Genomic DNA, 25,763 nt, shown 5'->3' with positions numbered 1-25,763 from the left:
TTAAACCTCTATTTCAGCGGGCGCTAAGATGGTTAGATTGTCGGTGCTGCTGACTTTTGGAAGCTGAGTTTTTGTCACTTTCCAACCAGGATGAATTAAGGTACCAGCATATGGGCCAGTACCTTCAACACGACCTTCTAGCTTGATCTGCTTAGCGTCGTAGTCAGATGCTACTTCAACACGGCTGTTCTCTGGTGCTGTGTTAACAACGTCGATAGTAAAGTGCTGGTTAATCACTTTAGAGCAACCGGCATGAATTTGGCGCGCAGCCGCGCCAACCTCGGCGTCGTCATAGCCATCGATACTTTCTTGAATAAAATCGATAAAACGTGCTTCGTGTTGTAATAATTGCAACAGTTGGTGAGCACCGTCCTCATTGACGGTGGCCAATACTGGCGCAGCCACTTCGACTTCACGAATGACTTCAATTTCTTTGGTTATTACAGTGGGCTCTGCTTCAAAGGCCAGCACTTCACCCTTACCTACAGCAGAACAACGGGCAGCGTAATCGCCACTGCCCATGTATTTAAAAAACTGACCAAACGCGCCAAAGAAGCGCGGTATAAAAGAGATTGATGTGATTTTTTGGCTCATAATCTACCCATTCTGCATTTCTTCTAACTCAAGCCAACGCTCCATGGTTGTCTCAAGTTCGTGCTCTTTAGTAGTGACTTTCGATAAGGTCTTTTGAACCTGCTTCGCATCACCGGCATAAAAATCTGCAGCACTAGTGATTTGATGCAAAGCGGCAATTTCTTGCTCTAACTTAGCAATCACTTCTGGCATCAAATCAAATTCGCGCTGTATTTTATAGCTCAGCTTTGCTTTCGGCTTAGCGGCCACGGCCACCGCTTCTTTTTTGATTTCAATTTTGGCAGGTTTCGTTTCGTTGGTTTGCGATGTAGATTCTGTTGGGAATTTACCACCTTGACGAATCCAATCTTGGTAACCACCGACGTATTCACGTACACGGCCTTCACCTTCAAAGGCAATTACGCTGGTCACAACACTGTCCAAAAATGCACGGTCATGGCTTACTAACAGCAAGGTGCCGTCGTAATTTAATAGCAGCTCTTCTAACAACTCTAATGTTTCCACATCAAGGTCGTTGGTTGGCTCATCCATTACGAGAAGGTTCGCAGGTTTGGTAAATAATTTGGCAAGTAACACACGGTTACGCTCACCACCTGACAAGGCTTTTACTGGCGTACGAGCGCGCTCAGGCGGGAACAAGAAATCACCAAGATAACCAATAACATGCTTAGTCTGACCATTAATCTCAATGGTATCTTTGCCTTCACCGACATTCTCAGCAACCGTTTGTTCAGGGTCTAATTGCTCACGCAGCTGATCAAAATACGCTACGTTTAGCTTAGTACCTTGGCGCACTGTACCTGAATCTGCTTTTAAATCGCCTAACAGGATTTTTAGAAAAGTACTTTTACCGCAACCATTTGGTCCGATCAGTCCAATCCGATCTCCACGATTGACGATCAAATCCATTGGGCGAAGAATTACCTTGTCTTCAAACGAATGGGCCACTTGTGTGAACTCTGCTACCAATTTGCCGGAGCTGTCTTTCGACTCAATCGTCATTTTAGCGTTGCCTTGACGACCAATACGCTCAGAACGTTCAACACGCAACGCTTTTAGCGCTCGTACTCGACCTTCGTTACGGGTGCGACGTGCTTTAATACCTTGGCGAATCCAGACTTCTTCTTCTGCCAAACGCTTATCAAACAACGCATTGGCACGCTCTTCTTCTTCTAAAAGTTTTTCTTTGAAGACAAGAAATTCGTTAATGTTGCCACTAAAAGAAATTAAGTTACCACGATCCAATTCGATAATACGATTGGCTAGTTTCTCAAGGAAACGACGGTCATGGGTAATAAACAAAATCAAACCACGGAATTGCTGAAGCTGCTGCTCCATCCACTCGATAGTAGGAACGTCCAAATGGTTTGTTGGTTCGTCGAGCAAAAGCACGTCTGGATTTGATACCAAAGCTTGAGCCAAAATAACACGACGACGCCACCCACCAGACAATTCAGACATTAACTTGTCTGCAGGAAGTTTTAAACGCTGAATCATGTGATTCACGCGTTGCTCAAGATCCCAGCCTTGAATCTTATCCAGCTCCGTTTGAATATCACCAAGCTCATTAGCGTGGTCATTTTCAAAATCTTCTAACAACGCAAAGTAACGTTTCATTAGGTCATGAGCTTTACCTGCGCCTTCACTCACTACTTCACGTACAGTTTTGTTGTTGGCATCAGGAAGTTCTTGAGGAAGCTGCGCAACACGCATACCGCCTTCGATTCGAACCATGCCTTCATCGGCAACCTGCTCGCCTGAAATAATTTTTAATAACGTAGATTTACCAGCACCATTACGACCGATGATAGCAACACGTTCGCCGGCTTCAGCAGCAAAACTGATTTTTGACAGCAGCGGATTATGCCCGAATGCAACACTGACCTGTTCTAACGACAATAGACTCATATCTATCCAAATAAAAAAAGAGGGTAAATTTTGTGCGCGTATAATATCACCCTTCCTAACGAAGGTTTAGCGAAACAAAGAAACTGTAATCCAAAAACTGACAAAAACCATTAATTAAAAAGAGAAAAAAGCCCATACATTGGTATCTATCTACATAATCACGAACAATATGCTTAGATAAGCAAACAAGGATCATTTTATCGCCCTTCAATTGTGCATATAATTGACACAAACTTGATAACGACATACAACATAAGAACAATATAAACCAGCCTACTAGGGAGCGGTTAATGGAGCTTAAAAACAAAGCAGGTCCAATTTTTGCGATCACGATAACCGTTGCCGCTGTTTTATGGATGATTGCAGGTGGCCATGGCATCACCACAGCCCAACATGATGATCCCAGCTCAACAAAAAGCTCAGAAGACAGCAGCCCTAAAGAGAATGCACTAAACAGCAATGCCAACAAATCCCTAAGCACTCAACAGTATTCGGTTCAAGCCAAAACCATTCACGCGCAAATGACCGAATTACACCTTACCCTTTCGGGACAAACCCTTGCCGACAAAACCCTTGTGTTAACCAATAGCTATAAAGGGAAAATTGTTGCGCTGTATGCTGATAAAGGCGACTTTTTGAAGAAGGGTGAGCCAATTTTGCAAATTGATACTCGAGCACTTAAATCGCAAATAAAAGAAGCGACGCTACTAACACAACAAAGAAGTATAGAACTAGACGGTCTGACAAAACTGAAAGCCAAGAACTTAGCCTCTAATGTTAAATTAGCCGAAGCCAAAACTAACCTCGCGGCCGCACAAAGCAATCTAAAGACACTGGAAATCCATTTAGAAAACGCCACGGTTACCGCACCTTTTACTGGCACACTGAACACATTAACGGTAAAACAAGGACAAATAGTGGGTGAGGACACACCGATTGGCTCACTCATTTCTTTAGACCCGCTGCGCATTCAAGTGTCTATTCCACAAAACAGAATACAACAAATCAAAATAGGAACACTGGGGGAAGTTCGCTTAGAATCTGGTTTTGAGACCACTGGCAGTGTGTCTTATATTAGTGCAGAAGCAAATCAAGAGAGCCGCGCCATTAGCGTCGAGTTATCAATACACAACCCTACACATAAGATCCCAACAGGATTAACCGCTGACGTAGATTTCACGCTTACCAAGCAAAAAGCTCAAGCCTTTTCACCCGCCCTACTTACCCTAGATGACAATGGACATACCGCTGTAAAAGTATTGAACGACCGCAATCAAGTGACCATTTTTCCAGTCAGTATTGTCAAATCTGGACGAGACAATGTCTGGGTAACTGGCCTGCCAGACACTGTCAACTTGATCACGGTCGGACAAGGTTTTGTTTCCGCTGGCGACACTGTTGAAGCCCACTATTAATAAGGATTTTTAAATGCAAAAATTAATAGAAGCGGCTTTAGCGCGATCACGAACGGTACTATTATTGTTTAGTCTCGTATTGATTGCTGGGGCGGTGTCTTACATTGAAATCGCTAAAGAAAGCACACCAGACATCACCATCCCTATGGCTTACGTGTCTGTTACTTTAGACGGCATTTCACCAGAAGATGCGGACAGTTTGCTAGTCCACCCTTTGGAAAAAGAATTGAAGGGCCTAGATAACCTAAAAAAAATCAGCTCTGTTGCCTCTGAAAACCACGCATCAATCATTTTAGAGTTTGACCAAGGGACAAATATCGATCAAGCAATCATCGACACTCAAGAAAAAATTAACCGCGCTAAAAGCGACCTTCCTCAAGGCGCTGACGAACCAACCGTAACAGAAATAAATCTCTCTACCTTCCCTGTACTACGTATCAATTTATCTGGTGATGTAGGCTTTACCACATTAAGCAAAGTCGCCAATGACTTGCAAGACAAAATTGAAGCAACCAATGGCGTACTCGAAGCGGCGATCAGTGGCGATCGCGATCAGCAAGCGCAAATAATTATCCGCCCTGATCAATTAGACTCGTACAATTTAAACCTCACCGATGTGGCTAACTTTGTCTCAGGTAACAACCAATTAGTGGCAGCAGGCAATCTAGACACTGGAGCAGGCCGCTTCCCTATTAAAGTCCCGGGTCTACTCAAAAATAAAGAAGATATTCTTAATTTACCCATCAAGGTAGATGGTGACAACGTTGTTAAATTAGGGGATATAGCAAACGGTGAATTAACCTTTGAAGATCCCACAAGCTACGCCAGAGTTGATGGCAAAAATAGCATTTCACTCGCGGTCTCAAAACGGGTTGGCGCTAACATCATAGACACGATTGATGCTGTCAAAGCCTTGGTTAAAAAAGACAGTACTCAGTGGCCTCAAGGGGTTAATTACACAATCACCCAAGACGAATCGAGCAATATTAAAACGTCGCTTAATGACTTATTTAATAATGTGATAACAGCAACGTTATTGGTCATGATTGTCATTGTCTGGGCGCTTGGTATCCGCAGCTCAATACTAGTCGGATTAGCCATTCCCGGCGCCTTTCTAGCGGGCATTTTATTGCTTAACATTCAGGGCTACACCATTAATATGGTGGTACTTTTTGCGCTAATATTAAGTGTCGGCATGCTCGTCGATGGTGCAATTGTTGTGACTGAATACGCCGATCGCAAGCTTGCCGAAGGCGCCCCTAAAAAAGAAGCCTATAGCGAAGCCGCAAAACGCATGGCATGGCCTATTATCGCATCGACGGCAACCACCTTGGCCGTGTTTATGCCATTACTATTCTGGCCAGATACGGTCGGTGAATTTATGCGTTATCTGCCTATTACGGTTATCGCCACACTCACAGCATCTCTAGTGATGGCGCTCATTGTGCTTCCTACATTAGGCTCTTTAATCGGTAAAAAAGGCAATTACAGTGACGCCACCCTACTTTCATTACGCCTTGCCGAAAATGGCGACCTAACAAAACTCAGAGGGGTTACTGGCTGGTACAGTCGTGTACTTACTCGCTTAGTCGACATACCAATTTGGGTTTTAATGTTTGTCATTACGTTACTAATCGCCGTTCAGGTTACCTATAGTCTCTATGGCAAAGGCGTCGAATTTTTCCCAAGCATAGAACCCGAAGTGGCTAATTTAGAGATCCATGCTCGAGGCAACTTATCCTTACAGGAAAAAGATGTTTTGGTGCATAAAGTTGAAAAACTACTTATTGGCAATCCAAACCTTAAATCTCTGATAGCTACAACATTTGCTACCCCCAGCAATAAAGATGCGCCAGACAGCATCGGCAAAATTTCTATGGAGTTTATTGACTGGTCACAGCGTGAACCCGCCAGTGTCATACTTGAACAGATTCGCGAGAAAACAAAACAAATCCCTGGCATCCTAGTCACATCCGAAATTCAACAAGGTGGCCCGCAATCGGGTTCAGACATACAATTAGAATTGAGTTCAGATTATTCTAAACCCCTGAACGATGCAGCCGACATGATCGCCGAACAATTAAGACAACAGGATTCGATCATTTCAGTAGACGATGATAGATCGCTTCCCGGTATCGAATGGCGCCTTGAAGTAGACAGAGCCAAAGCCAGCCGCTATGGCATTGATGTAAACACGCTTGGAAGTGTGGTAAAGCTGGTCACCAACGGATTAAAACTGAGCGACTTTTTACCAGAAGGCGCAAATGACAAAATTGATATTGTTTTGCGCTATCCCGTTAACAATCGAAGTTTAGAACAACTAGACCAAATACAGATTCCATCCAACAAAGGCCCTATTCCAGCCAGCAACTTCATCCATCGCTACGCAGCACCTAAGCAAGGTGTCATCAATCGAACAGATGGCAAAAAAACCGTCACGATTGACGCCAATGTGAAAGATGGCGTGGTGGTCAACGACGTTATCAAAACCATAAAAGCGAAGTTAGACAAAGAGCTTCCAAGCGCGATTACCTATCAATTTAGAGGCAACACAGAGAACCAGCAAAAGTCGACCGACTTCCTGATCAAAGCTTTTTTTGTTGCCTTCTTTATTATGGCGATCATTTTGGTTACGCAATTTAATAACTTCTTCCAATGCGCCCTCATTCTAAGCGCCGTCATCTTCTCTACCATTGGTGTCTTCATTGGTTTGATGATGAAAGGCCAGCCTTTTGGTGTGGTCATGAGTGGCGTCGGTGTTATCGCCTTAGCTGGCATAGTGGTGAATAACAATATTGTTCTAATCGATACTTTTAACAACCTCAGAGCACAAGGCATGAAGGTTCGAGAAGCCGCTATTCGTACCGGCGTACAACGCTTGCGCCCGGTCATGCTCACCACGATTACCACTATTTTAGGACTCGTTCCTATGGTGTTTCAGCTCAATATCGACCTAATTCATCAATCTATCAGTGTTGGCGCGCCATCAGCGCAATGGTGGACGCAACTTTCTACCGCCATCGCCGGTGGACTAACATTCGCCACACCGTTAACGCTGATACTGACACCTTGTCTCTTAGTCCTCGGATATCGTCGCGGAGAACGTAAAAAAGATGCCTTAGAAGCGAGTGAAAAACTTGAAGAGGTTAAAAGCGAATAACAGAATTTTATTCCTAAATTCAGCTAACAAGAATAAATGCAGCACTGCAAAAAAGGCGCAGAAGAAGTGAAGAAGAAGCATCATGCTCTTCTAGCGCTTACCACTGATAATCGGCTGCACATAGGCATTCGCTACCTCCACGCAGACCGACCTTTGAATGTGTTGGCATTTACGTCAATTAAAAACAACAAAGCCAGGCATGAGACCTGGCTTTGTTTTATGCAACGACAATAGCGAGCTATTTTTACATTGGGTACATCATGTCATTACTAGAAGCGGTCTCGACGGATGATTTCTTAGAATCATTACGAGCGCTTTCAAGACCTTGGAGATAAGACTCAGTGATGTCTCCAGTAATGTACTTGCCGTCAAATACTGAAGTATCAAATTCACGAACATCAGAGTGTTTTTCGTCAACACAAGCTGCAATCAAATCGTCCAAATCTTGGAAAATCAATTTGTCAGCACCGATTAATTCACAAATCTCATCAACATTGCGATCATTGGCTATCAGCTCAGTCACCGCAGGCATATCAATACCATACACATTAGGATGACGAACTTCTGGCGCGGCAGAGGCGATGTACACTTTCTTCGCACCCGCTTCACGTGCCATTTCAATGATTTCTTTACTCGTGGTACCACGAACGATGGAATCATCAACCAATAGAACCGTTTTGTCTTTGAATTCGAAAGGAACAGGATTCAATTTTTGACGAACAGACTTTTTGCGTATTTCCTGCCCTGGCATAATAAAAGTTCGACCGATATAACGGTTTTTCACCAGACCTTCACGGAACGGAATATTCAACGTTTGGGCTATTTGCAATGCAGCCGTACGACTGGTATCTGGAATCGGAATGACCACGTCTATGTCGTGATCTTTCCATTCACGGCGAATTTTCTCCGCTAAACGATCACCCATATTCATACGGGCTTTATACACTGAAATACTGTCGAGTACAGAGTCTGGGCGAGCAAAATACACATACTCAAACAAACAAGGACGTGCGACTTTTTTTGGCGTGCACTGACGAACATGAACATTGTGGTGCACATCAAAGAAGATGGCCTCACCTGGCTGAATGTCACGTTCTATTTTAAAGCCACCTGCATCGAGCGCCACGCTTTCTGACGCCACCATGTATTCAATACCGGTCTCAGTTTGTTTAGAGCCGTAGATCAAAGGGCGAATACCATCTGGATCACGAAACGCTAAGATACCGTAACCAGTAATCAGCGCCACAACCGCATAACCCCCTTCAATTCGCTTATAAACACGCTCTAGCGCATTGAAAATATCTTCTGGCGTTGGGATAAGTTTCCCTTCCGTATGAAGCTCATGAGCCAGTACGTTCAACAACACTTCTGAATCAGACGTTGTATTTACATGACGAAGATCAGATTCAAACACCTCTTGTTTCAGCTTCTTAGTGTTTGTTAAATTGCCATTGTGGGCAAGAGAAATACCGTAAGGAGAGTTAACATAAAAAGGCTGCGCCTCTGCTGAGCTAGAAGTACCCGCGGTTGGGTAACGAGCATGCCCAATGCCGATATTACCCTGAAGCTTTTTCATGTGACGCGTACGAAATACTTCACTAACCGGACCATTGTCTTTGCGTAAGCACAAACGACCATTATGGCTTGTTACCATTCCTGCTGCATCTTGTCCGCGATGTTGAAGCAGAGTTAACGCATCAAAAATAGCTTGGTTGACCAGGGACGTGCCAACGACACCAACGATACCACACATGTTCTAGATCCTCGTGTTGGGGAAATTGTGTTTATAAACACAATAAAGGTTCTTCATTTTTTGCTGCTTTATAAGCAACTAATTTCCAAGAGCACGATCTATGAGAGACGGACTTATCATGTCCGAACTCTTGCCTAACATATCTCGTGTCCAGTCTTTCAAAAGTACTAACTGAGGAATCAATTGTGATGACTTCCAAAGTTCTGTTTTTTCTATTGCTGGGCTCAAACTCAATAATGAAACAAAAGCCACAACCACTAAACCGCCTCGTGCAAAACCAAATACCATCCCTAATACCCTGTCAGTACTAGAAAGGCCAGTTACTTGTATCAAAGAGCCAATCAAATAACTCGCTAATGCACACACCACGAGACTCGCAACGAATAAAGAGACAAAAGAAACGATATAGCGAATCTGGTCACTTTGAACCTGATCGACCAATAAAGCCTGCATATTGTCAGAAAACTTAACCGCAACAACAAATGAGACAACCCAAGTGACTAGCGATAAAACTTCTTTTACAAATCCCCTCTTTAAACTTAACAAAGTGGAAATAAGAACGACGGCAATGATAAGCCAGTCTAACGTTGAAATTGAATTTACAGTGTCCATAATGACCCTATTAAAAGCGCGCCGAAGTTTAACAGAAGGTATAGATAATCCAAATACCGAAAAAGAAAACTCGTATTAATTTTCAGAAAATCTCACAACAATCCCTTTTAGGGAAAATTTCTTCTGGATATTGCTTTGGACTTTTTCAGAGGTATCTCTATCTAATTCAGGGCCAACAAACACTTTAAATAATGAATTTGTAGTGACGCTATACGCTGAGTAATTTGCTTTTTTTAGCTTATCAACCAGTCTTTTTGCATTATCTTCTTTTGAGAAACTGGCGATCTGAACAGTCCAACGACCAGAGGGCGTAGCAGCAGGTTTTAATTTGACTTTTGGAACACTTTTTTGCGCCACTTTCACTGCTGGTGCTGGTGCAACGTTGTCATTTTTAGTCGCTGGCACAAGACTTATATCTTGAGCCGATTTCGCAACCGTGTTATCCGATGAAATAGCGGCCACATCACTTTTACCTGAATCAGGTAGTGCATCTAATGACTGCGCCGGTGCAATTTTCACATCAGGAAAGACGGGAGGCTTACTGACTGCCACTTGAATATCGAGCTCAGGAGGACGTTCACCATCTAGAATTTGTGGCAAAATAATCGCTGCTGCCACAATCATAATCCCTGCCCCAATCAATCTATAAGTCATCTTTTTATCTAACATTGTGCTTCCTTATGTTTGATATGAGCAAGATAGTCAGTCACAGTAACAAAAGAACCAAAAACAATAATCGGGCGATTTTCTTCTAATGCGCGACAAGCAGCAACCTCAAAAGCCTCAGCAATGCTCGAATACTCATTCGCAACAATGTCATGCAACCGCGCCAAGACTTGACCTAGCTCTTGTGCTTTTGCCCCTCGAGGGCCGCCTAAGTCAGCTAAATACCAAGAAGAAAACCGATCACAAAGCGTTGCCATGACACTATTAATATCTTTATCTTTTAGCATGCCGCACACAGCAATGGGCTTAACACCAAGCTGCGACACTCGTTTCGCCAATTCACCAGCCGCTTCTGGGTTATGAGCGACATCAATGTAAATTAAAGGACTTTCATTTACTTTTTGAAAACGCCCCGTTAATTCAGCAGTCTGAAATAATGCTTGCAGATCAAGCAGCTCAAGATCAAACCCCATATAGCTCAACACAGCGACCACGGTTGCTGCGTTCTCCAAGGGCAAATTAGGTCGTGGTAAATTAGCAAAGACCTGATTGTTACCCGTCCAAGACCATTGATCCCCATTGATTTGGTAAGAAAAATCTTCCCCTTTCTGACGTAAGTCTGCACCTATCATCACAGCAGTCTGAGCCAGACTACGAGGAGGGTTTACGACACCACTAATCAGCAGTTTATCTTTACGCGCAATCCCTGTTTTCTCACGAGCAATCACCTCAATGGAATCGCCCAGCCAATCCGTATGATCAAGCGCAATGGAAGTCACGACAGCCACATCGGTATCGACCATATTGACCGAATCCAAACGACCACCCAAGCCCACTTCTAACACCCAGTAATCTAGGTCTGCTTGTGAAAAAATCCACAACGCAGCCAAAGTGCTGAATTCAAAATAGGTTAATGGTGTATCGCCACGAGCGGCTTCAATCGCGCTAAACGCCTGACAAATTATTAAATCGTCACAAGCCGTATCATTAATGGCGATACGCTCATTGAAATCAATAAAATGGGGAGAAGTATACGTGCCAACCGAATGGCCTTGGGAATACAGATACTGGGTCAACATAGCACAGGTTGACCCTTTACCATTCGTCCCAGCGACCGTAATAATTTTGCCTTTCGGTCTCGAAATGTTTAACTTTTCTAAGACTGAACTTCCTCGTTCGAGACCTAATTCGATCTCGGAGGGGTGTTGGCTTTCGATGTACGAAAGCCAACTATCTAACGACGTTGGCGTCATTTATTTAGGCTGCTCTATTAGTCAACAATGACAAGATATTGAATAAGCGATCGCGCATTTCTTCACGTCCGATAATCATATCAAGCGCTCCTTTCTCTAGCAAAAACTCGCTACGCTGGAAACCTGCAGGCAGTTTCTCACGCACTGTTTGCTCGATAACACGAGGACCAGCAAAACCAATCAAGGCATTTGGCTCAGCAACATTTAGGTCGCCTAGCATAGCAAGAGAAGCGGAAACACCACCAAACACAGGATCTGTCATAACAGAAATGTATGGAATGCCTTCTTGTTTTAGACGTTCAAGACCCGCACTGGTTTTGGCCATTTGCATCAAGGAAATTAAGGCTTCTTGCATACGAGCGCCGCCACTGGCTGAGAAGCAAATCAATGGGATGCGCTTTTCAAGACAGACATTGACAGCCTGAATAAAACGTTCGCCAACGATAGCGCCCATAGAGCCGCCCATGAAGCTAAATTCAAATGCCACAGCAACAACGGGCATGCCATTTAGAACACCTTCCATTGCAACCAACGCATCTTTTTCGCCCGTTGCTTTTTGCGCAGCCGTAATACGATCTTTATAGCGTTTGGTGTCTTTGAACTTGAGCTTGTCTTCAGGCTCAAGGTGAGCACCGATTTCAAAACGCCCTTCTTTATCCAAGAAAATATCCAATCGACGACGAGCACTGACTCGCAAATGGTGACTACATTTTGGACAAACGTCTAAATTTTTCTCTAATTCAGGACGGTAAAGAACATTGTCACACTTAGGGCATTTTTTCCAAAGGCCTTCAGGAACAGAACCTAATCCGCGTTTTGATTCGCTACGTACAAGCGACGGTACAAATTTGTCTAACCAGCTACTCATTTAACTCTCCATATCTCTGTTTACAGCTGCCGCTTAAGCATCCATTTCTGTGCGCATAGGCGCTAGAATAGCTTGCAAAGCGTCAGCGATATATTCTTTTGGCTGATCTTTATTTTCAGCAATGGCATTTACCAAAACACTACCAACAATAACACCATCAGCACACTTACTGACAGCGGCGGCTGTTTTCGCATCGCGAATACCGAAACCCACACCAATTGGAAGCGATGTAATTTCACGCAATGAATCGACGTGTTTTTGAACACTATCCACATCCAGTTCAGCCGTACCAGTGACACCTTTTACCGATACGTAATACACATAACCGGAAGCCAGATCACAAATTTTCTTAGCTCTAGCCGGTGTTGTTGTCGGCGCTAACAAATAAATCAGGTCAATCTCGTTTTGGCGGAAGCATTCTACTACATCTGTCGCCTCTTCTGGAGTCAGATCGACTAATAAAATGCCATCTACACCCGCTTCTTTCGCAGAATTTGCAAAAGCTTGATAACCAAAGAACTCAATTGGGTTCAAATAGCCCATCAAGACCACTGGCGTATGAGAATTTTGTTTACGAAACTCAGCGATAATAGCCAATACCTTACGTACACTGGTGCCAGCCGCTAAACTACGCTCACAGGCTAACTGAATAACCGGACCATCTGCCATTGGATCAGAAAACGGCATACCAATTTCAATCACATCAGCGCCAGCATCAACCAAACCATTCATCATGGTAACCGTATGTTCTGGCGTTGGATCACCTGCGGTAATATAAGGAATTAATGCTTTTTTACCTGTTTTAGCTAGATCCGCGAAACACTGTTTGATTCGGCTCATACTGTAATCCCATCCAATTCAGCAACCGTCATAATATCTTTATCACCACGACCGGAAAGATTAATGACGATAAATTGGTCTTTGTCCATAGTCGCCGCTAACTTCATACCGTAAGCCACTGCGTGACTTGATTCTAAAGCCGGCATAATACCTTCAAGACGAGTCAAATCATGAAAACCGTCCATTGCCTCGTCGTCATTGATCGCAACATAATTGGCACGACCAATGTCTTTTAACCATGCATGCTCTGGACCCACGCCTGGGTAGTCCAAACCGGCTGAAATAGAGTGCGTACCGATAATTTGACCATCATCGTCTGCCATCACATAAGTACGATTACCATGAAGCACACCAGGACGACCTGCTGACAATGGCGCCGCATGACGACCTGTTTCTATGCCATCACCACCGGCTTCTACGCCATACATAGCCACACCGTCATCACCAATGAATGGATGGAACAGTCCAATCGCGTTAGAACCACCACCAACACAGGCAACCAAAGCATCAGGCAATCGACCTTCCTGCTCCATACACTGTATTTTAGCTTCACGACCAATCACGGACTGAAAATCCCGTACTAATTTAGGGTACGGATGAGGGCCCGCTGCGGTGCCGATAATGTAGAAAGTATCGTCTACATTACTCACCCAATAACGCATTGCTTCATTGAGCGCATCTTTCAGTGTTTTGGTACCAGACTCAACCGAAATCACTTCCGCGCCCAATAGCTTCATACGATAAACGTTCAGCTTCTGACGACGAATATCTTCCGCCCCCATAAATACTTTACAACTTAAACCAAGACGAGCCGCCACAGTAGCAGAAGCCACACCGTGCTGTCCGGCGCCGGTTTCAGCAATAATATTAGGCTTACCCATGTGTTTCGCCAATAAGGCTTGACCAATGGTGTTGTTGATTTTGTGCGCGCCCGTATGGTTCAAATCTTCACGCTTAAGGTAAATCTTAGCGCCACCGGCTTTTTCAGTTAATCGCTCAGCAAAATACAATGGAGAAGGACGACCAACATAATGGGCTAAATCCTTATCAAACGCGGCTTGAAACGCAGCGTCCTGAGACAACTCTTCGTACATTTTTGTTAAATCATCAAGTGCAGACATTAACGTTTCAGAAACGAAGACTCCACCGTACTGACCAAAACGACCATGCTCATCCGGCAAGGTTTGATCTATATCTTTATTGCTCACGTTTTGCTCCACTAATAAATTGTTTTACTTTTACCTTGTTCTTTAAGCCTTTGGACGCCTCAACACCACCGCTAACATCCACCGCATAAGGAGCAACTTGCTCAACCGCATGGGCAATATTTTCAGGTGTTAAGCCACCCGCCAAAATAACCGGCAAAGGTAAGTTGTTTGGAATCAAAGTCCAATTAAACACTTCCCCCGTACCACCCGGTACTCCCGCTTTATAGGCGTCTAATAAAATGGCATTGGCCGACAAATACGTTTGCGTTGCCGCTAACAAATCATCGCCCTCTTTAACCCTTAATGCCTTTATATAGGGACGATTATAAGATAAACACTCTTTTTCTGATTCATTTCCATGAAATTGAATCATCCAACGAGAATGACCTGAGATCACCTCATTAATTTCATCACTTTGAGCATCCACAAAAAGCGCTATTGGCACAACAAAGGGAGGCAATTTAGCAAGGATACCATTGGCTACTTCAGGGTCGATATAACGAGGGCTTTTTTTATAAAAAACGAAACCCAGAGCATCCGCACCATATTCGCAAGCGGTAAGCGCGTCCTCAAGGTTAGTAATTCCACAGATTTTAACGCGACAAGGCATACTCTGGCTCTTCTACATAAGGTAAAAAATGCGGACCTAATGGTCGCGAAGGGACATTGAAATGATCTGGGTATTCAGCATCAACAAAATACAAACCTGTTGGCGGTGCTGTGATACCACCTTGAGTGCGATCTTTAGCATCTAATACTTGTTTCGCCCAAGAAATGGGCTTCTCACCTGCTCCAATGGTCATCAATACACCCGCAAAATTGCGAATCATATGATGCAAAAACGCATTGGCACGCACATCAAGCACAACGTACTGACCCAATTGCTGAACTGAAAAATTCAAAATAGTTCTCGTGGGCGTATTGGCTTGGCAACCAATGGCACGAAAGGACGTAAAATCATGAGTTCCCAGAAAGCACTCTGCTGCTTGCGCCATTGCGCCAACATCTAGCGACTTGTAAGTCCATGTAAGACCCGAAGACAAGATAGCAGGACGCAGAGCCGTAGGATAAATGACGTAGCGATAGCGACGACTAAGCGCACTAAATCTAGCATGAAAATCATCATCAACGTACCGAGCTGCGACCACTGCAATATCAGAAGGCAGATGCGTATTCGTGCCTAACGTCCAAGAGCGCTCGCTGCGCTCCTCATCTGTTTCAAAATGAACCACTTGCGAACTGGCATGAACACCAGAGTCTGTTCGACCTGCGCAAATAACGCTCACTTTGTGGTTTGCAATCACACTCAGTGCTTTTTCTAAATTCTCCTGAACAGTGGGTACATCGTATTTTTGTGCTTGCCAGCCTTTATAGGCTGAGCCATTATATTCTACTAACAGGACAACTTTTCTAGTCACTTGGGAACATCCGCTCCATCATACTTTTTGCGTCGGCAATTTGTTTTTCATTACCCGTGGATACAACATCTTCAAGTATAACACGCGCACCCTCATCGTCACCCATATCCATATAGGCACGAGCTAGATCAAGTTTAGTTGCCACCTCATCTCCGCTGGCATCGAAGAAATCAAACTCTTCTTCGTCATCGTCAACCTCAGCACCCTCTGCTGCTTCTTCTACACCAAATGAAGGCACTTCAATATCCGTCATATCATGCTGCGCTTCTGCTAATGTTTCTTCGATAGTAGACGCTAAAGATTCGTTTGGCGTTTTATCGAACAAAGCAGACTCATCAAGATCATCCTGCTCATCATTTAGCAGACTTGAAACAAAGCTCTCTTCTTCACTAGGTTCATCCACGTCTTGTATGGCAGTATCGGCCTGGATCGTTTCAGTTTCTGTGGCATCCATTTCAGGCTCTACCGTTGGAACATCCACTTCATCTTCAGGAACAGCTTCTAATTCTGACTCAAGACTTTCAAAACTGTCATCCAGATCTTCAATATCATTTTCATCAGACAACTCATCCATTTCCACGTCTAAAGACGCAAAAGGATCTTCTAATTCATCATCCTCAACACCATCATCTTGTGGCGATGTCTCTTCAGGGATAGACAAGTCTTCAGCGAAATCAAACTCTTCTTCATCTAAATCCAATGAATCTGTTACTTTATTCATAGATTCAGCTTTATCACTCGCTGCATCATCAACAGGAAAGTCAAAAGGGTCTTTTAAAGAGTTTTCTTCGGATTCATCATCATTATTAATGGCAACAGCCGCCGCCGCTCCGGAAAGCGCCGCAGGAGCCGCCAAATCAAATTCATCTGCAACTGGCTCAATCTCTTTCTTCTTACCTAGGCGACGCATCAACAGCCCACCTAAAAATCCGAATAAAAGCATGACGACCGCAGCAATAGAGACAATGATAGGATTGCCGAAAATTTTATTCACAAGAGAATCAGCTTCAGCCTTTTCTTTCGCTCTTCGCGCCTGATCCGCTTCTAGAAGCTGATCAACCGTATTTTTCTGTTCTTGTAGAGACTGCTGTGCGCTCGCAAACTGCTTCTCTAGCTCCGCCATTTGCTTATCTTTTAAACTGATAAGTTTTTGCAGCGTATCCAGTTGTTTATTCAAATCGCCAAGCTTGCCTGAAAGATCTTCTTTCTCACGCTTCTCTTTATCTAACGACTCTTCTGCGGAAGAAAGTTGCGTCTTAAGATTGCTAACACTCTGCCCTTGACCTGCATTTGAGCTGGCATTATTTTCCGGCAAAGCACTTTGACCAGAAGATAAGGTTAATTTATCCGAGTCGGAGACCGGCGATGTAGCCGCGCCTTTTGCTTTGGCTTGAGTGTTCAACTGAGCGCTTGCGATTTTTGAGCGACTTGCAGCCGCACTTTTAAGCGCCATCCACGCACTGTGCTGACGATTAAATTCTTTTTGAGAAAGGGACTTATTGAATAGAGCAATTTGCTGCTCAGTAGGCAATCGTAATACAACACCCTCTTTTAGCAAATTAATGTTATTTGAATAAAAAGCATTTTTATTTAATGCCTGAATCGCCATCATAGTTTGATAAATATTTAAGCGATTCGATAAGGTGTTTTTGTCCGCAATTGACCACAGTGTATTGCCTTTCGCCGTAAACATATTACCGCGCGAAGCCATTTTATCCGCTGATGCCGTTGCACCACGAAACACCGAACTTGAAGAGGTTTGCGCAGAAGTAAGTTTCGTCGAACGGACGAGCTCTTCTTGCGATTTATCGACTAAGGCAGATTGATTCAGTGGCGTTTGATACTCACGAACCACTTGCCCACTAGGCCAACGAGCAGCCAATACAAAATGTAATTCTTTATCTTTTATCGCTTTAACCGAGGTCACATCAATGACAAGGTCTTTACCATTACTCGCACGTTTCACATCAAATTTTAGCTGAGATAAGTCCGTCGCAGGTTTAAAGCCAGCCTGCTGGAATTCACTCTCACTTCCTAAGCGAACTAAAATATCTTCTGGCGTGAGCTGACCATAATCCGACAATTCAATCTTGCCTCGATATGGTTCATCTAAGTTTGATTGAGAGGTTAACTCGCCCAGTTCCAATGCGTAGCCGTTAGACACATAAAATGCACCAGCAACGGCCAGACTAATGAGGGTTTTCCTGAGCATAATCGTCCCTTTTATTTTAAAATGGCGTTAAATTCTAATCTAAGTATCTTACACGGTTGAGTATTTATCAATAGCTTTAGAATCAATGGTTTGTCTTATAATGCCAGAATTGAATAATCGCCTAATTAGTCGGCAACTTTAGCCTTTAGAAATAAATAAAGTTATCTCGATAAAAGAAGCCTTGCACGTAATCTACGCCAATCCGCTCAGCAAAAGCCAGATCTTCAGCGGTTTCCACACCTTCTAAAATAACTCGCTTACCGGTGACATGGGCAAACTCAATAATCTTTGAGACAAACACCATATAGCTCACATCATCTTGCATTTTAAGAACATACTTATCAAGCTTAATCCACTCCACCAACTGCATCACAGCCACAGATAACATGGACCTAGGATTACACAAATCGTCTAGCGCCGTACCTATCCCTAAGCTACTATCTCATTGGTAGCTATCGCTACAATAGGTTGATATTCCACCCCAAACCTCTGATGCTTAATCAGATCCAACAACACACTATTCGACAAATCAAACACTCACAGTTTCCTTTTTAAAGCTAACATTTACTGCAGGGATAATAATTCTCATTAACATAAAAATAAAGCATGAAAATAAGCACAAAAAAAACCCCGCGTTAGCGAGGCTTCTTTTGTATCAATAACTTAGAGGGTGATTATCGGGTAAGGAAAAACTACAACAACCCCTCCCTTCCGGACGATGCCCGCCGTATGATTTAGGTGTATACATTTTACACAGCGACATTATTGATTAATCATTAAAGCTTATTTTGAAAAGCCACCAAGAGGCTTTAATAAAAGTGGGGCAAGTGCAGCATGCTTCTCTCTAAGCTCCATCGGTAAATCACCTAAATGAACCATTCTTGTTGGCGTAGCCGCTGCAATCCAACGCTCCGCATGTGCATTCCAGTTTTCAATATGAATATAAGATGCCTCAAGATCTTTAAAACGCTCGTAGACCATAATGTCACCAGCATCAGAGATGTAGTACTGATAGTTTAACGTACCCTCTTCAGTTAAGGCTCTGTTAACCTGTGAGTTCATCACCTCTTTAAAATTTTCAAGTTGGCCTTCGTTCAGTTTAGCTTCTACTATCCAACCAAAGTTCTCAAAAGTGGTATTACCCTCTTTTTCAATCAGGCTCCTTCAGCTTCTTCTCTTGCAAATCCACCCAATGGCTTTAGCCAAAGAGGATCTAGGGCCGAATGTCTTTCACGAACATCTTCAGGAAGCTCTCCTAAATGTAACATACGGGTAGGTGTTGCCGCTGCCATCCATTTTTCAGCATGGGCATCCCAGTTTTCTATATGCTCGTGTGATGAATCCGCATTCTTGAAGCGCTCATAAACCATCACATCCCCAGCATCAGAAAGATAATATTGATAGTTTAGCGTGCCATCTTCAGTCAATGCTCGGTTAACTTGAGAGTTCATTACTTTCTTGAAGTTCTCTAACTGACCAGCGTTTAACTTTGCTTCAACTATCCATCCAAAATTTTTAAACATTACTTTCTCCAGTATTTTCTCTTTAGCCCTAACTAGTAAAGAGGCTTCTTAAAACGGTTAGTTCTATCTATCACTTAACGTTAAAGTGATTAGATAATCGAACGGCTCTCATCTGTATTTTTTGTGTTGAGGATTAAGGCTGCTTACTCGCTTCTTGTAGAATTGCTTTTAATGCATCTACCTTGTGCAACCCGAACACAGGCGTATTGCCATTGATCAGATAAAAAGGAACTCCGTTTATCCCTGTTGTCATTGCCTCTCTAATGTCTGAATGAGTGGCGCTGAGGTAGGTTTTTTCATCCAACGCTTTTGCAAGTTTATCTGCATCTAAGCCAATCTCTGCGGCAAGATCTAATAACGTTTGCTTATCACCGATATCTTTACCTTCTTCAAAGGTCGCTTGATATATACGCTCAATCATCCGCTCTTTTTTACCTTCTGCATCCGCAAATTTAGTGGTCTGATGCGCAAGAATCGTATTGTTGATGGTTTGATCTGCTAGATTCAAATGCAAACCAAAACCGGCGGCCATTTGAGTGTGTTGTTCGTTATGGGCTTTGCCCCATTCGTAAGACTTACCGTATCTTTTTGCCACCAGCTCATTGAGATCTTCGCCAGCATGACAAGCTTCATTGGGTTCCAACTGAAAGCTCTTATGTACAATTTCTATTTCTTCACTCAATCCAAGCCCGTCAAGCGCTTGATCAAGACTGGCTTGCCCCATGTAACAAAAGGGGCAGGTATAATCAGCCCACATTTCAATTTTCATCGTATTTCCCTTATATTATTTGGCACCAAAATAGGTAATGTCATAAATAGCGCTAATCGTTGATAACCTTATAAGAAGCAACTTTGTCCTTTAATAAGAATGGAACAAACAGCGTATCAGTGCTGTCATCAACACTAATATCCGCGGTACTAATATCTAAAGTGCCTAACAGCGTTCGTTCTTTGTCTGTGATCTGATAAATCTCCCCCGCAGGAAAATGACTGACAACCAGTGAATTATTCAATTCGGTTAGACCGTCCAAACCACCAAGCCTGTAGCTTGAGTTAATCATTTGCAGCGATTTATCAGCGATATTAATTTTATAGATTGAGCCATATTCTTCGGGCTCAAATTGCTGAGCTAACTTGCTTGCCATATTGGCGACAACAAGTGTATTTCCCTGTGCCAATAAGCCATTTGGATGTGGGAGGTTTTTATCTTCCAACCAAACAACTAATTTATTATCGACTAAGGTATAGATTTTTCCTGCCGCGATATCGCCAACAAATACTTGTCCTTTATCACTAATCGTCAAATCATTCAGCATGACAGCATCATTTGCCTTTATGCTCTTAGTCATACTTCCGGTTTCGGTGTTGATGATATGGACCTGATTTCTATCTACAACATAGAGATCGCTGCCAAACATGCCCATACCCGTTGGCATACCTAACCCGTCAACCCATTTTAGTTGCTCGATAACACCACCTTTAGAGAGCTTACTGATAAAGCCGGGTTTTTGACCGTTTACATTAGAAACATATATCCATTTATGTTCAGGTGAAACATAAACAGATTCGGGTTGTGAGAACCCTGTTAGCTCCCATTGTGGTGCTAATGAGGCGGCTTGAGTCGCGCTGGCAAACAATAAAGACAGGACGATAAAGGCTGATGCAAGGGTAGATTTCATATTTTTAACTCTGTAGTGATCAGTGTGTTCGATTGATTGAATTATGGCCCGACTCGAAGCAATGATATAGAGGCGTATAGCCAATTGATTGTTGAATATTAAGAAACAATAAAGGGATATATAGCGTGATAAGATGCCCTTTATGGCTTAGCTGTCAACTAACTCATCGATTACATTAATTGAGCTCAGCAATCATTTTTTCACCCCACACTGGAAGAACACATGTCTGTAGAAGCATTAAAAAAACTTGCTGCTGAATACTCACAGCCGATCGTCTACCACGTTGAGCCAGATCCAATTATCAACAACGCCGACGTGACTAATCAAAAGCAACGTCCTTTTATAGTCGATAAAGAAGAGTACCCATTTAAGAGCCACTGGTATGAACGAAACGGTGTGTCGATGCATTATGTCGATGAAGGCGAAGGCATTCCCATTGTTCTGACGCATGGCAACCCCGATTGGTCTTTTTTAAACCGCAACATAATCAAAGACATGTCAAAAGAAGCTCGGGTAATTGCTTATGACCTTCCTGGGTTTGGCTTTTCAGATACGCCTGCTGATTTCGGTTTTACGCCACAGGAGCACTCAGAGTGGATTGAATCTTTAATTTTTGAACATCTGAAATTAGACAAATTCATCATGGTTGTTCAGGACTGGGGTGGGCCGACCGGGCTAAACGTGGCGACGAATCACCCTGATAATGTACTTGGAGTGGTGATTTCCAATACTTGGGCGTGGAAAGTTGATGGCGGTATTGAAGCATTTTCCATGTTGTTTAGAACACCGGAGATGGAACAGCGGGTACTGAATGAGAACGTCTTTGTTACTAAGCTAATGCTGGCAAACATTAAGAAAGAATCCAGCAGTAACCAAGCCATCGTTGATGCTTATACCATGACATTTCCAACACCGGATTCAAGAAGAGCAACCGCCATTTTTCCTCAGCAGATCACCCTTGCAGGCGCATGGCTAGAGAAAATAGAGGCCAGACTAAAAACACTCGCGAATAAACCAGTAGAGTTTATTTTTGGCCAAAAGGACTTCAATCATGGCACGCCTGAAGCCATTGCAAAATGGCGATCGCATTTTCCTAAAGCAGACGTACAACTTGTACCTGATGCCTGCCATTTTGTTCAGGAAGATAGCCCAGAAAGCTTTACTATTGCACTCAGAAAAATCCTGAAAAAAGTAAATTAAATAAACAGTTAAAGAGAAACCAATGACTCACTCGATTATAAAAGATTTAAGCGCCCGCTATACAACCAAACAATACGATCCCAGCAAACGCATTTCAGCGGAAAACATTGAAATAATCAAAGAAGCGATTCGGCTGTCAGCTTCATCCATTAATTCACAGCCCTGGAAATTTATATTAATAGAAAGTGATGAAGCAAAAAATCGTCTCGACGCCACCTTTGTTAATAAGTATCAGCCTAATCGTCACCATGCTAAGGAAGCGTCACATATTATCCTTTTTGCACACAATCCGAACTACCAGAGGGACGACCACAAAAAAGTGCTGGATATCAATGTTGCATTAGGCCGTTTAAAAGAAGAAAAATATGATGCTGCCTTAAACGGAGCGCTTCACTTTGCAGACCTTCTAAGAGACGAGCAAGGTTCTAACGCAACGTGGACTAAAGCACAAACTTATATCGCTCTGGGTAATGCGCTGCATACTCTAGCTCGGTTAGGCATAGATTCAACACCGATGGAAGGCATTGACTCAGAACTCATCGGTGAGGTTTTCACTGATGAATTGAATGGCTACGTATGCCATGTAGCCTTAGCGATGGGCTATCATGCGGATGCTGAGGATTTCAACTTCGGACTACCCAAATCTCGACTGGCAACCGAAGAGGTCTTCACTGTCATTTAGCTGACATAAGCGTATTCGATTTAAGTTACTTATCCCTTTTAATACATTAAAATTGAGCTTCAGATTCATTTTTTAATTTACTAGCGGATAAGATATGGATATAGCGACTCGCCTTGACCTGTTCTTGGATATTGTTTATCAGGGCTCCTTTGCTAAAGCCGCTGAGCTCAGGCACATGGATAGAGCTGTGGTCACTAAGCAATTCAAAATATTGGAAGAGACCCTAGGCGTAAGGTTACTCAACCGCACCACTCGCTCTTTATCCTTAACGGATGCAGGGCGAGAAATCCTAGAGCAAGCCAAAGTTATCCGTAATGAACTCAGTAAAACTCAACGCTTAGCAGAAACGTTTCATACGGAACCTAGAGGATTACTACGGATAACCAGCTATGTTTCGCTTGGCAATCCATATCTGCAAAAAGCCATTAATCTTTTTATGAAGAAATACCCGGAAACCTATATTGAGCTTTCATTGGACGACAGACTAATGGATATCGTAGGTGAAAAATTCGATATCGCTTTTCGCCTAAACACCCCCAAAGACTCAAGCAATATCGCGAAGAAACTCGCACCAACCAAGTTGGTTATTCTCGCCTCTCCCCACTTTATTGAAGAGCACGGCAATCCTCAAACGCTTAAAGAGCTTATTTCCTTACCTGCGATTACCTATTCAAATGGCTCTTTTACATTTGATAAGCTGGAAATGGCACCTTCCGGACAGAGTAAAATGGAGAAATACAGCATCAACGGGCGCTTTAAAGCAAACAGCGTAGAATCGCTTATTAGTGCAACACAAGCTGGGCTGGGCTATTCAATCGCGGACCTGTCCGTGCTTAAATCAAACCTTAAAGATCTCGGACTCGTCCCGATACTGCAAAACTACTGGTTTCCAAGTGACTTTGGTGCACTATACGCCGTTTACCCACACAGAAATCAAACGCCACTGGTCAAAAAATTTATCGAAACAGTACAAGATGTGATCGGCACTCCTCCAATATGGGAAGACTATGTAGAGAATTATTCTTCCATGTATGTTCAGTGAGCCAATGATTACCACATCGCAACCGTGTGATTAAAAACAACCTCACTATTGCGCTCTACCACATAATAAAGATCCCACCCTGTTTCGGACGCTATCAGTTGGTTGCAACATGGACAAAGGCGCTGCGCCAATCACATGTCATCACACAAACCAAACAAGCAAAAAAAAGCCCCGCGTTAGCGAGGCTTCTTATATTTCAATGACTTAGGGGATGATTTACATCATCCCGCCCACATATCATTTATCTGATTGATTATATTAAATTATTAACATGGGAATTTTATTGATACCCCACTTTATACCCCTACCAACTAAACACTTTCGCTGACAAGTTAAAATTTAATGAGATAGTGGCCTTATTTAAAATTTCATCACTTTTCAAAACAGAGTAGCAATTTAACACATATGACATAAAACTAATCAATGTAGCTCTTAGGTCAACTTTGTCAACAATTGTTAAAAGCATACTAAATTAAACCAAAATTTGTACCTATTCATTGTCTGCTTAGCCACCAAAGCGCCTTGTAAAACTATAAATTTATATCCAACATTAGTTCGACATAATTATTAATCAATTTTAACCAAGGATAGAATTCAAACTATGATCAAGGACTGACTTTAACTCTTCTTCCGATTTACCAGCCTTTGCTTGAACGGCAATGCCATAACTAATTGACAATAGATACGTAGCAAGTTTTTCAGCTGTTTGACCTTTGGGCATATCCGTCTTCGCAATGCCAGACACGAATAAATCCGTCAGTATTTTCTGAGTTTCTGTTCCTGATTTTTCTATATAAACAACCGCATCTTCTGGAAACGCAACACTATCTGATTCATTAACACTTTTTACAAGCAAACATCCACGGGGCGTTTCATCGCTGGTAAATAGCTCAATAAGTCCATAGAAACAAGCTTGTAACCGCTCCTTTAATGTTGCATTTGATGGCTCTACTAGATGGCTGTAGTTAACTTCTACATATTGTTTTTGATAATGTGCCAATGCATCTTTGAACAATTGCTCTTTATTGACAAACGTGCCGTACAAGCTCGACGTATTAATGCCAAGCTCAGAAGAAAGATTGGCAACAGAAGTACCTGAATATCCATTGGCCCAAAATAACCGCATCGCTTTATCTAAAACGACCTCTTTATCAAACGCTCTTTTTCGTCCTGCTTTCACTCTGTGGCCCTTAAAAATAATATTAATTAACTCTATTTTGAAGCAGTCACTTCAAAATGTCAATTCACCCTATTGACATTACAAAGTGATCGCTTCACAATTAACTTAATTCTGAAGCGATCGCTTCATAAGTGTAAAATAAGTGAACTAAAAATGTTTAAAAAATTCGTACAAATTACGGCGCTATTCAACTTTCCAATCGCACTAGGCATGATTATTTCAGCGCTGATGGCACCTCAAGCAGACACGTTAATTATCACAGTGGTATTGGGCGTATCTTTTATGCTTATGGGCGCTGCGTTACTTTGGGCTACTTCAGATATTAAAACCCGTGCCCCTCTTATTGTTTGGAACGGATTGGTAAGAATGGTCGGCTTTATCATTGTTACATATGCCGCTTCATTAGGCTTGGCTCCAAAGGTATTTATCTTTATTTCAGTCATAGATCTTATTACCGCCTTTGTTTACATCATTGGCAGTATGCGCGTATCTGGACTGTCTTTTAAATCGCTATTTTTAGGCAAAACCCAGTAACTTATAAATTAATAAT

24 protein-coding genes are annotated in these 25,763 nt (G+C 42.8%); 6 read left to right on the top strand and 18 right to left on the bottom strand.

All coding sequences use genetic code 11. The annotated features are described in order from the left end of the window. A complete protein-coding gene (locus tag E0D70_RS06235) occupies positions 1-594 on the bottom strand; it encodes a DUF2760 domain-containing protein (protein WP_133011410.1) in 594 nt (197 codons plus the stop codon). A gap of 3 nt (positions 595-597) precedes the next feature. Beyond that, on the bottom strand, positions 598-2,502 hold the full coding sequence (locus E0D70_RS06230; RefSeq protein WP_133011409.1) for an ATP-binding cassette domain-containing protein: 1,905 nt from the start codon (positions 2,500-2,502) through the stop codon (positions 598-600). A 290-nt stretch (positions 2,503-2,792) separates the two neighbouring features. On the opposite strand from E0D70_RS06230, the gene E0D70_RS06225 reads away from it, so the two are divergent. Together E0D70_RS06225 and E0D70_RS06220 are read left to right on the top strand one after the other, a co-directional pair. Beyond that, the gene (locus E0D70_RS06225) at positions 2,793-3,917 is read left to right on the top strand and encodes an efflux RND transporter periplasmic adaptor subunit (protein ID WP_133011408.1); all 1,125 of its coding nucleotides are present in this window, start codon (positions 2,793-2,795) and stop codon (positions 3,915-3,917) included. Positions 3,918-3,930: 13 nt separating this feature from the next. Then, complete coding sequence (locus E0D70_RS06220; protein WP_133011407.1) at positions 3,931-7,077, top strand: efflux RND transporter permease subunit; 3,147 nt, start codon at positions 3,931-3,933, stop codon at positions 7,075-7,077. Positions 7,078-7,321: 244 nt separating this feature from the next. Here the strand turns inward: E0D70_RS06220 and purF are convergent, their stop codons facing one another. The 15 genes from purF to E0D70_RS06150 all read right to left on the bottom strand — a co-directional run bounded on the left by purF (position 7,322) and on the right by E0D70_RS06150 (position 21,109). Then, positions 7,322-8,830, bottom strand: a complete 1,509-nt coding sequence (purF, locus tag E0D70_RS06215; protein WP_133011406.1) for an amidophosphoribosyltransferase — start codon at positions 8,828-8,830, stop codon at positions 7,322-7,324. A 78-nt stretch (positions 8,831-8,908) separates the two neighbouring features. Continuing rightward, complete coding sequence (locus E0D70_RS06210; protein ID WP_133011405.1) at positions 8,909-9,442, bottom strand: CvpA family protein; 534 nt, start codon at positions 9,440-9,442, stop codon at positions 8,909-8,911. A gap of 75 nt (positions 9,443-9,517) precedes the next feature. Beyond that, the gene (locus E0D70_RS06205) at positions 9,518-10,111 is read right to left on the bottom strand and encodes an SPOR domain-containing protein (protein WP_133011404.1); all 594 of its coding nucleotides are present in this window, start codon (positions 10,109-10,111) and stop codon (positions 9,518-9,520) included. Then, entirely contained in the window at positions 10,105-11,361 is a 1,257-nt protein-coding gene (gene folC, locus E0D70_RS06200; protein WP_133011403.1) for a bifunctional tetrahydrofolate synthase/dihydrofolate synthase, read from the bottom strand. The genes E0D70_RS06205 and folC overlap by 7 nt, the downstream gene beginning before the upstream one ends. A 4-nt stretch (positions 11,362-11,365) precedes the next feature. Next, entirely contained in the window at positions 11,366-12,229 is an 864-nt protein-coding gene (accD, locus tag E0D70_RS06195; protein WP_133011402.1) for an acetyl-CoA carboxylase, carboxyltransferase subunit beta, read from the bottom strand. Between the two features lie 33 nt (positions 12,230-12,262). Next, positions 12,263-13,069: a tryptophan synthase subunit alpha gene (gene trpA / locus E0D70_RS06190; RefSeq protein WP_133011401.1), complete on the bottom strand. Its 807-nt coding sequence runs from the start codon at positions 13,067-13,069 to the stop codon at positions 12,263-12,265. Next, a complete protein-coding gene (gene trpB, locus E0D70_RS06185; protein ID WP_133011400.1) occupies positions 13,066-14,277 on the bottom strand; it encodes a tryptophan synthase subunit beta in 1,212 nt (403 codons plus the stop codon). The genes trpA and trpB overlap by 4 nt, the downstream gene beginning before the upstream one ends. Further along, a complete protein-coding gene (locus E0D70_RS06180) occupies positions 14,267-14,887 on the bottom strand; it encodes a phosphoribosylanthranilate isomerase (RefSeq protein WP_133011399.1) in 621 nt (206 codons plus the stop codon). The genes trpB and E0D70_RS06180 overlap by 11 nt, the downstream gene beginning before the upstream one ends. Then, positions 14,871-15,695 (bottom strand): tRNA pseudouridine(38-40) synthase TruA, encoded by an 825-nt coding sequence (gene truA / locus E0D70_RS06175; RefSeq protein ID WP_133011398.1) that lies wholly within the window; start codon positions 15,693-15,695, stop codon positions 14,871-14,873. The genes E0D70_RS06180 and truA overlap by 17 nt, the downstream gene beginning before the upstream one ends. Continuing rightward, entirely contained in the window at positions 15,688-17,907 is a 2,220-nt protein-coding gene (locus E0D70_RS06170; protein ID WP_133011397.1) for a FimV/HubP family polar landmark protein, read from the bottom strand. Before E0D70_RS06170 ends, truA begins: the two co-directional genes overlap by 8 nt. 145 nt (positions 17,908-18,052) lie before the next feature. Beyond that, positions 18,053-18,334, bottom strand: coding sequence for an EAL domain-containing protein (locus E0D70_RS06165; protein WP_133011396.1), 282 nt, complete (start codon positions 18,332-18,334; stop codon positions 18,053-18,055). A 356-nt stretch (positions 18,335-18,690) separates the two neighbouring features. Next, positions 18,691-18,969 (bottom strand): hypothetical protein, encoded by a 279-nt coding sequence (locus E0D70_RS17555; protein WP_207923216.1) that lies wholly within the window; start codon positions 18,967-18,969, stop codon positions 18,691-18,693. A 92-nt stretch (positions 18,970-19,061) separates the two neighbouring features. Further along, positions 19,062-19,430, bottom strand: a complete 369-nt coding sequence (locus E0D70_RS17550; protein WP_207923215.1) for a putative quinol monooxygenase — start codon at positions 19,428-19,430, stop codon at positions 19,062-19,064. A gap of 133 nt (positions 19,431-19,563) precedes the next feature. Continuing rightward, complete coding sequence (locus tag E0D70_RS06155; RefSeq protein WP_133011395.1) at positions 19,564-20,199, bottom strand: DsbA family oxidoreductase; 636 nt, start codon at positions 20,197-20,199, stop codon at positions 19,564-19,566. 52 nt (positions 20,200-20,251) lie between these two features. Next, a complete protein-coding gene (locus tag E0D70_RS06150) occupies positions 20,252-21,109 on the bottom strand; it encodes an SMP-30/gluconolactonase/LRE family protein (RefSeq protein WP_133011394.1) in 858 nt (285 codons plus the stop codon). A gap of 222 nt (positions 21,110-21,331) precedes the next feature. On the opposite strand from E0D70_RS06150, the gene E0D70_RS06145 reads away from it, so the two are divergent. From E0D70_RS06145 to E0D70_RS06135, 3 genes are all read left to right on the top strand, one after another. Beyond that, a complete protein-coding gene (locus E0D70_RS06145; RefSeq protein ID WP_133011393.1) occupies positions 21,332-22,309 on the top strand; it encodes an alpha/beta fold hydrolase in 978 nt (325 codons plus the stop codon). A gap of 22 nt (positions 22,310-22,331) precedes the next feature. After that, positions 22,332-22,991 carry a nitroreductase family protein gene (locus E0D70_RS06140; RefSeq protein ID WP_133011392.1) on the top strand — a complete coding sequence of 220 codons (660 nt, stop codon included), beginning with the start codon at positions 22,332-22,334 and terminating at the stop codon, positions 22,989-22,991. Positions 22,992-23,085: 94 nt separating this feature from the next. Further along, a complete protein-coding gene (locus E0D70_RS06135) occupies positions 23,086-24,033 on the top strand; it encodes a LysR family transcriptional regulator (RefSeq protein WP_133011391.1) in 948 nt (315 codons plus the stop codon). Between the two features lie 577 nt (positions 24,034-24,610). On the opposite strand, the gene E0D70_RS06130 is transcribed toward E0D70_RS06135, so the two are convergent. After that, on the bottom strand, positions 24,611-25,213 hold the full coding sequence (locus E0D70_RS06130; RefSeq protein WP_133011390.1) for a TetR/AcrR family transcriptional regulator: 603 nt from the start codon (positions 25,211-25,213) through the stop codon (positions 24,611-24,613). Positions 25,214-25,366: 153 nt separating this feature from the next. On the opposite strand from E0D70_RS06130, the gene E0D70_RS06125 reads away from it, so the two are divergent. Then, on the top strand, positions 25,367-25,747 hold the full coding sequence (locus E0D70_RS06125; protein WP_133011389.1) for a hypothetical protein: 381 nt from the start codon (positions 25,367-25,369) through the stop codon (positions 25,745-25,747). The last annotated feature ends 16 nt before the right edge of the window (positions 25,748-25,763 follow it).

The organism is Marinomonas flavescens (assembly GCF_004352835.1).
Classification (GTDB): Bacteria; Pseudomonadota; Gammaproteobacteria; order Pseudomonadales; family Marinomonadaceae; genus Marinomonas; species Marinomonas flavescens.
This window is presented reverse-complemented; position numbering and strand designations above follow the sequence as displayed.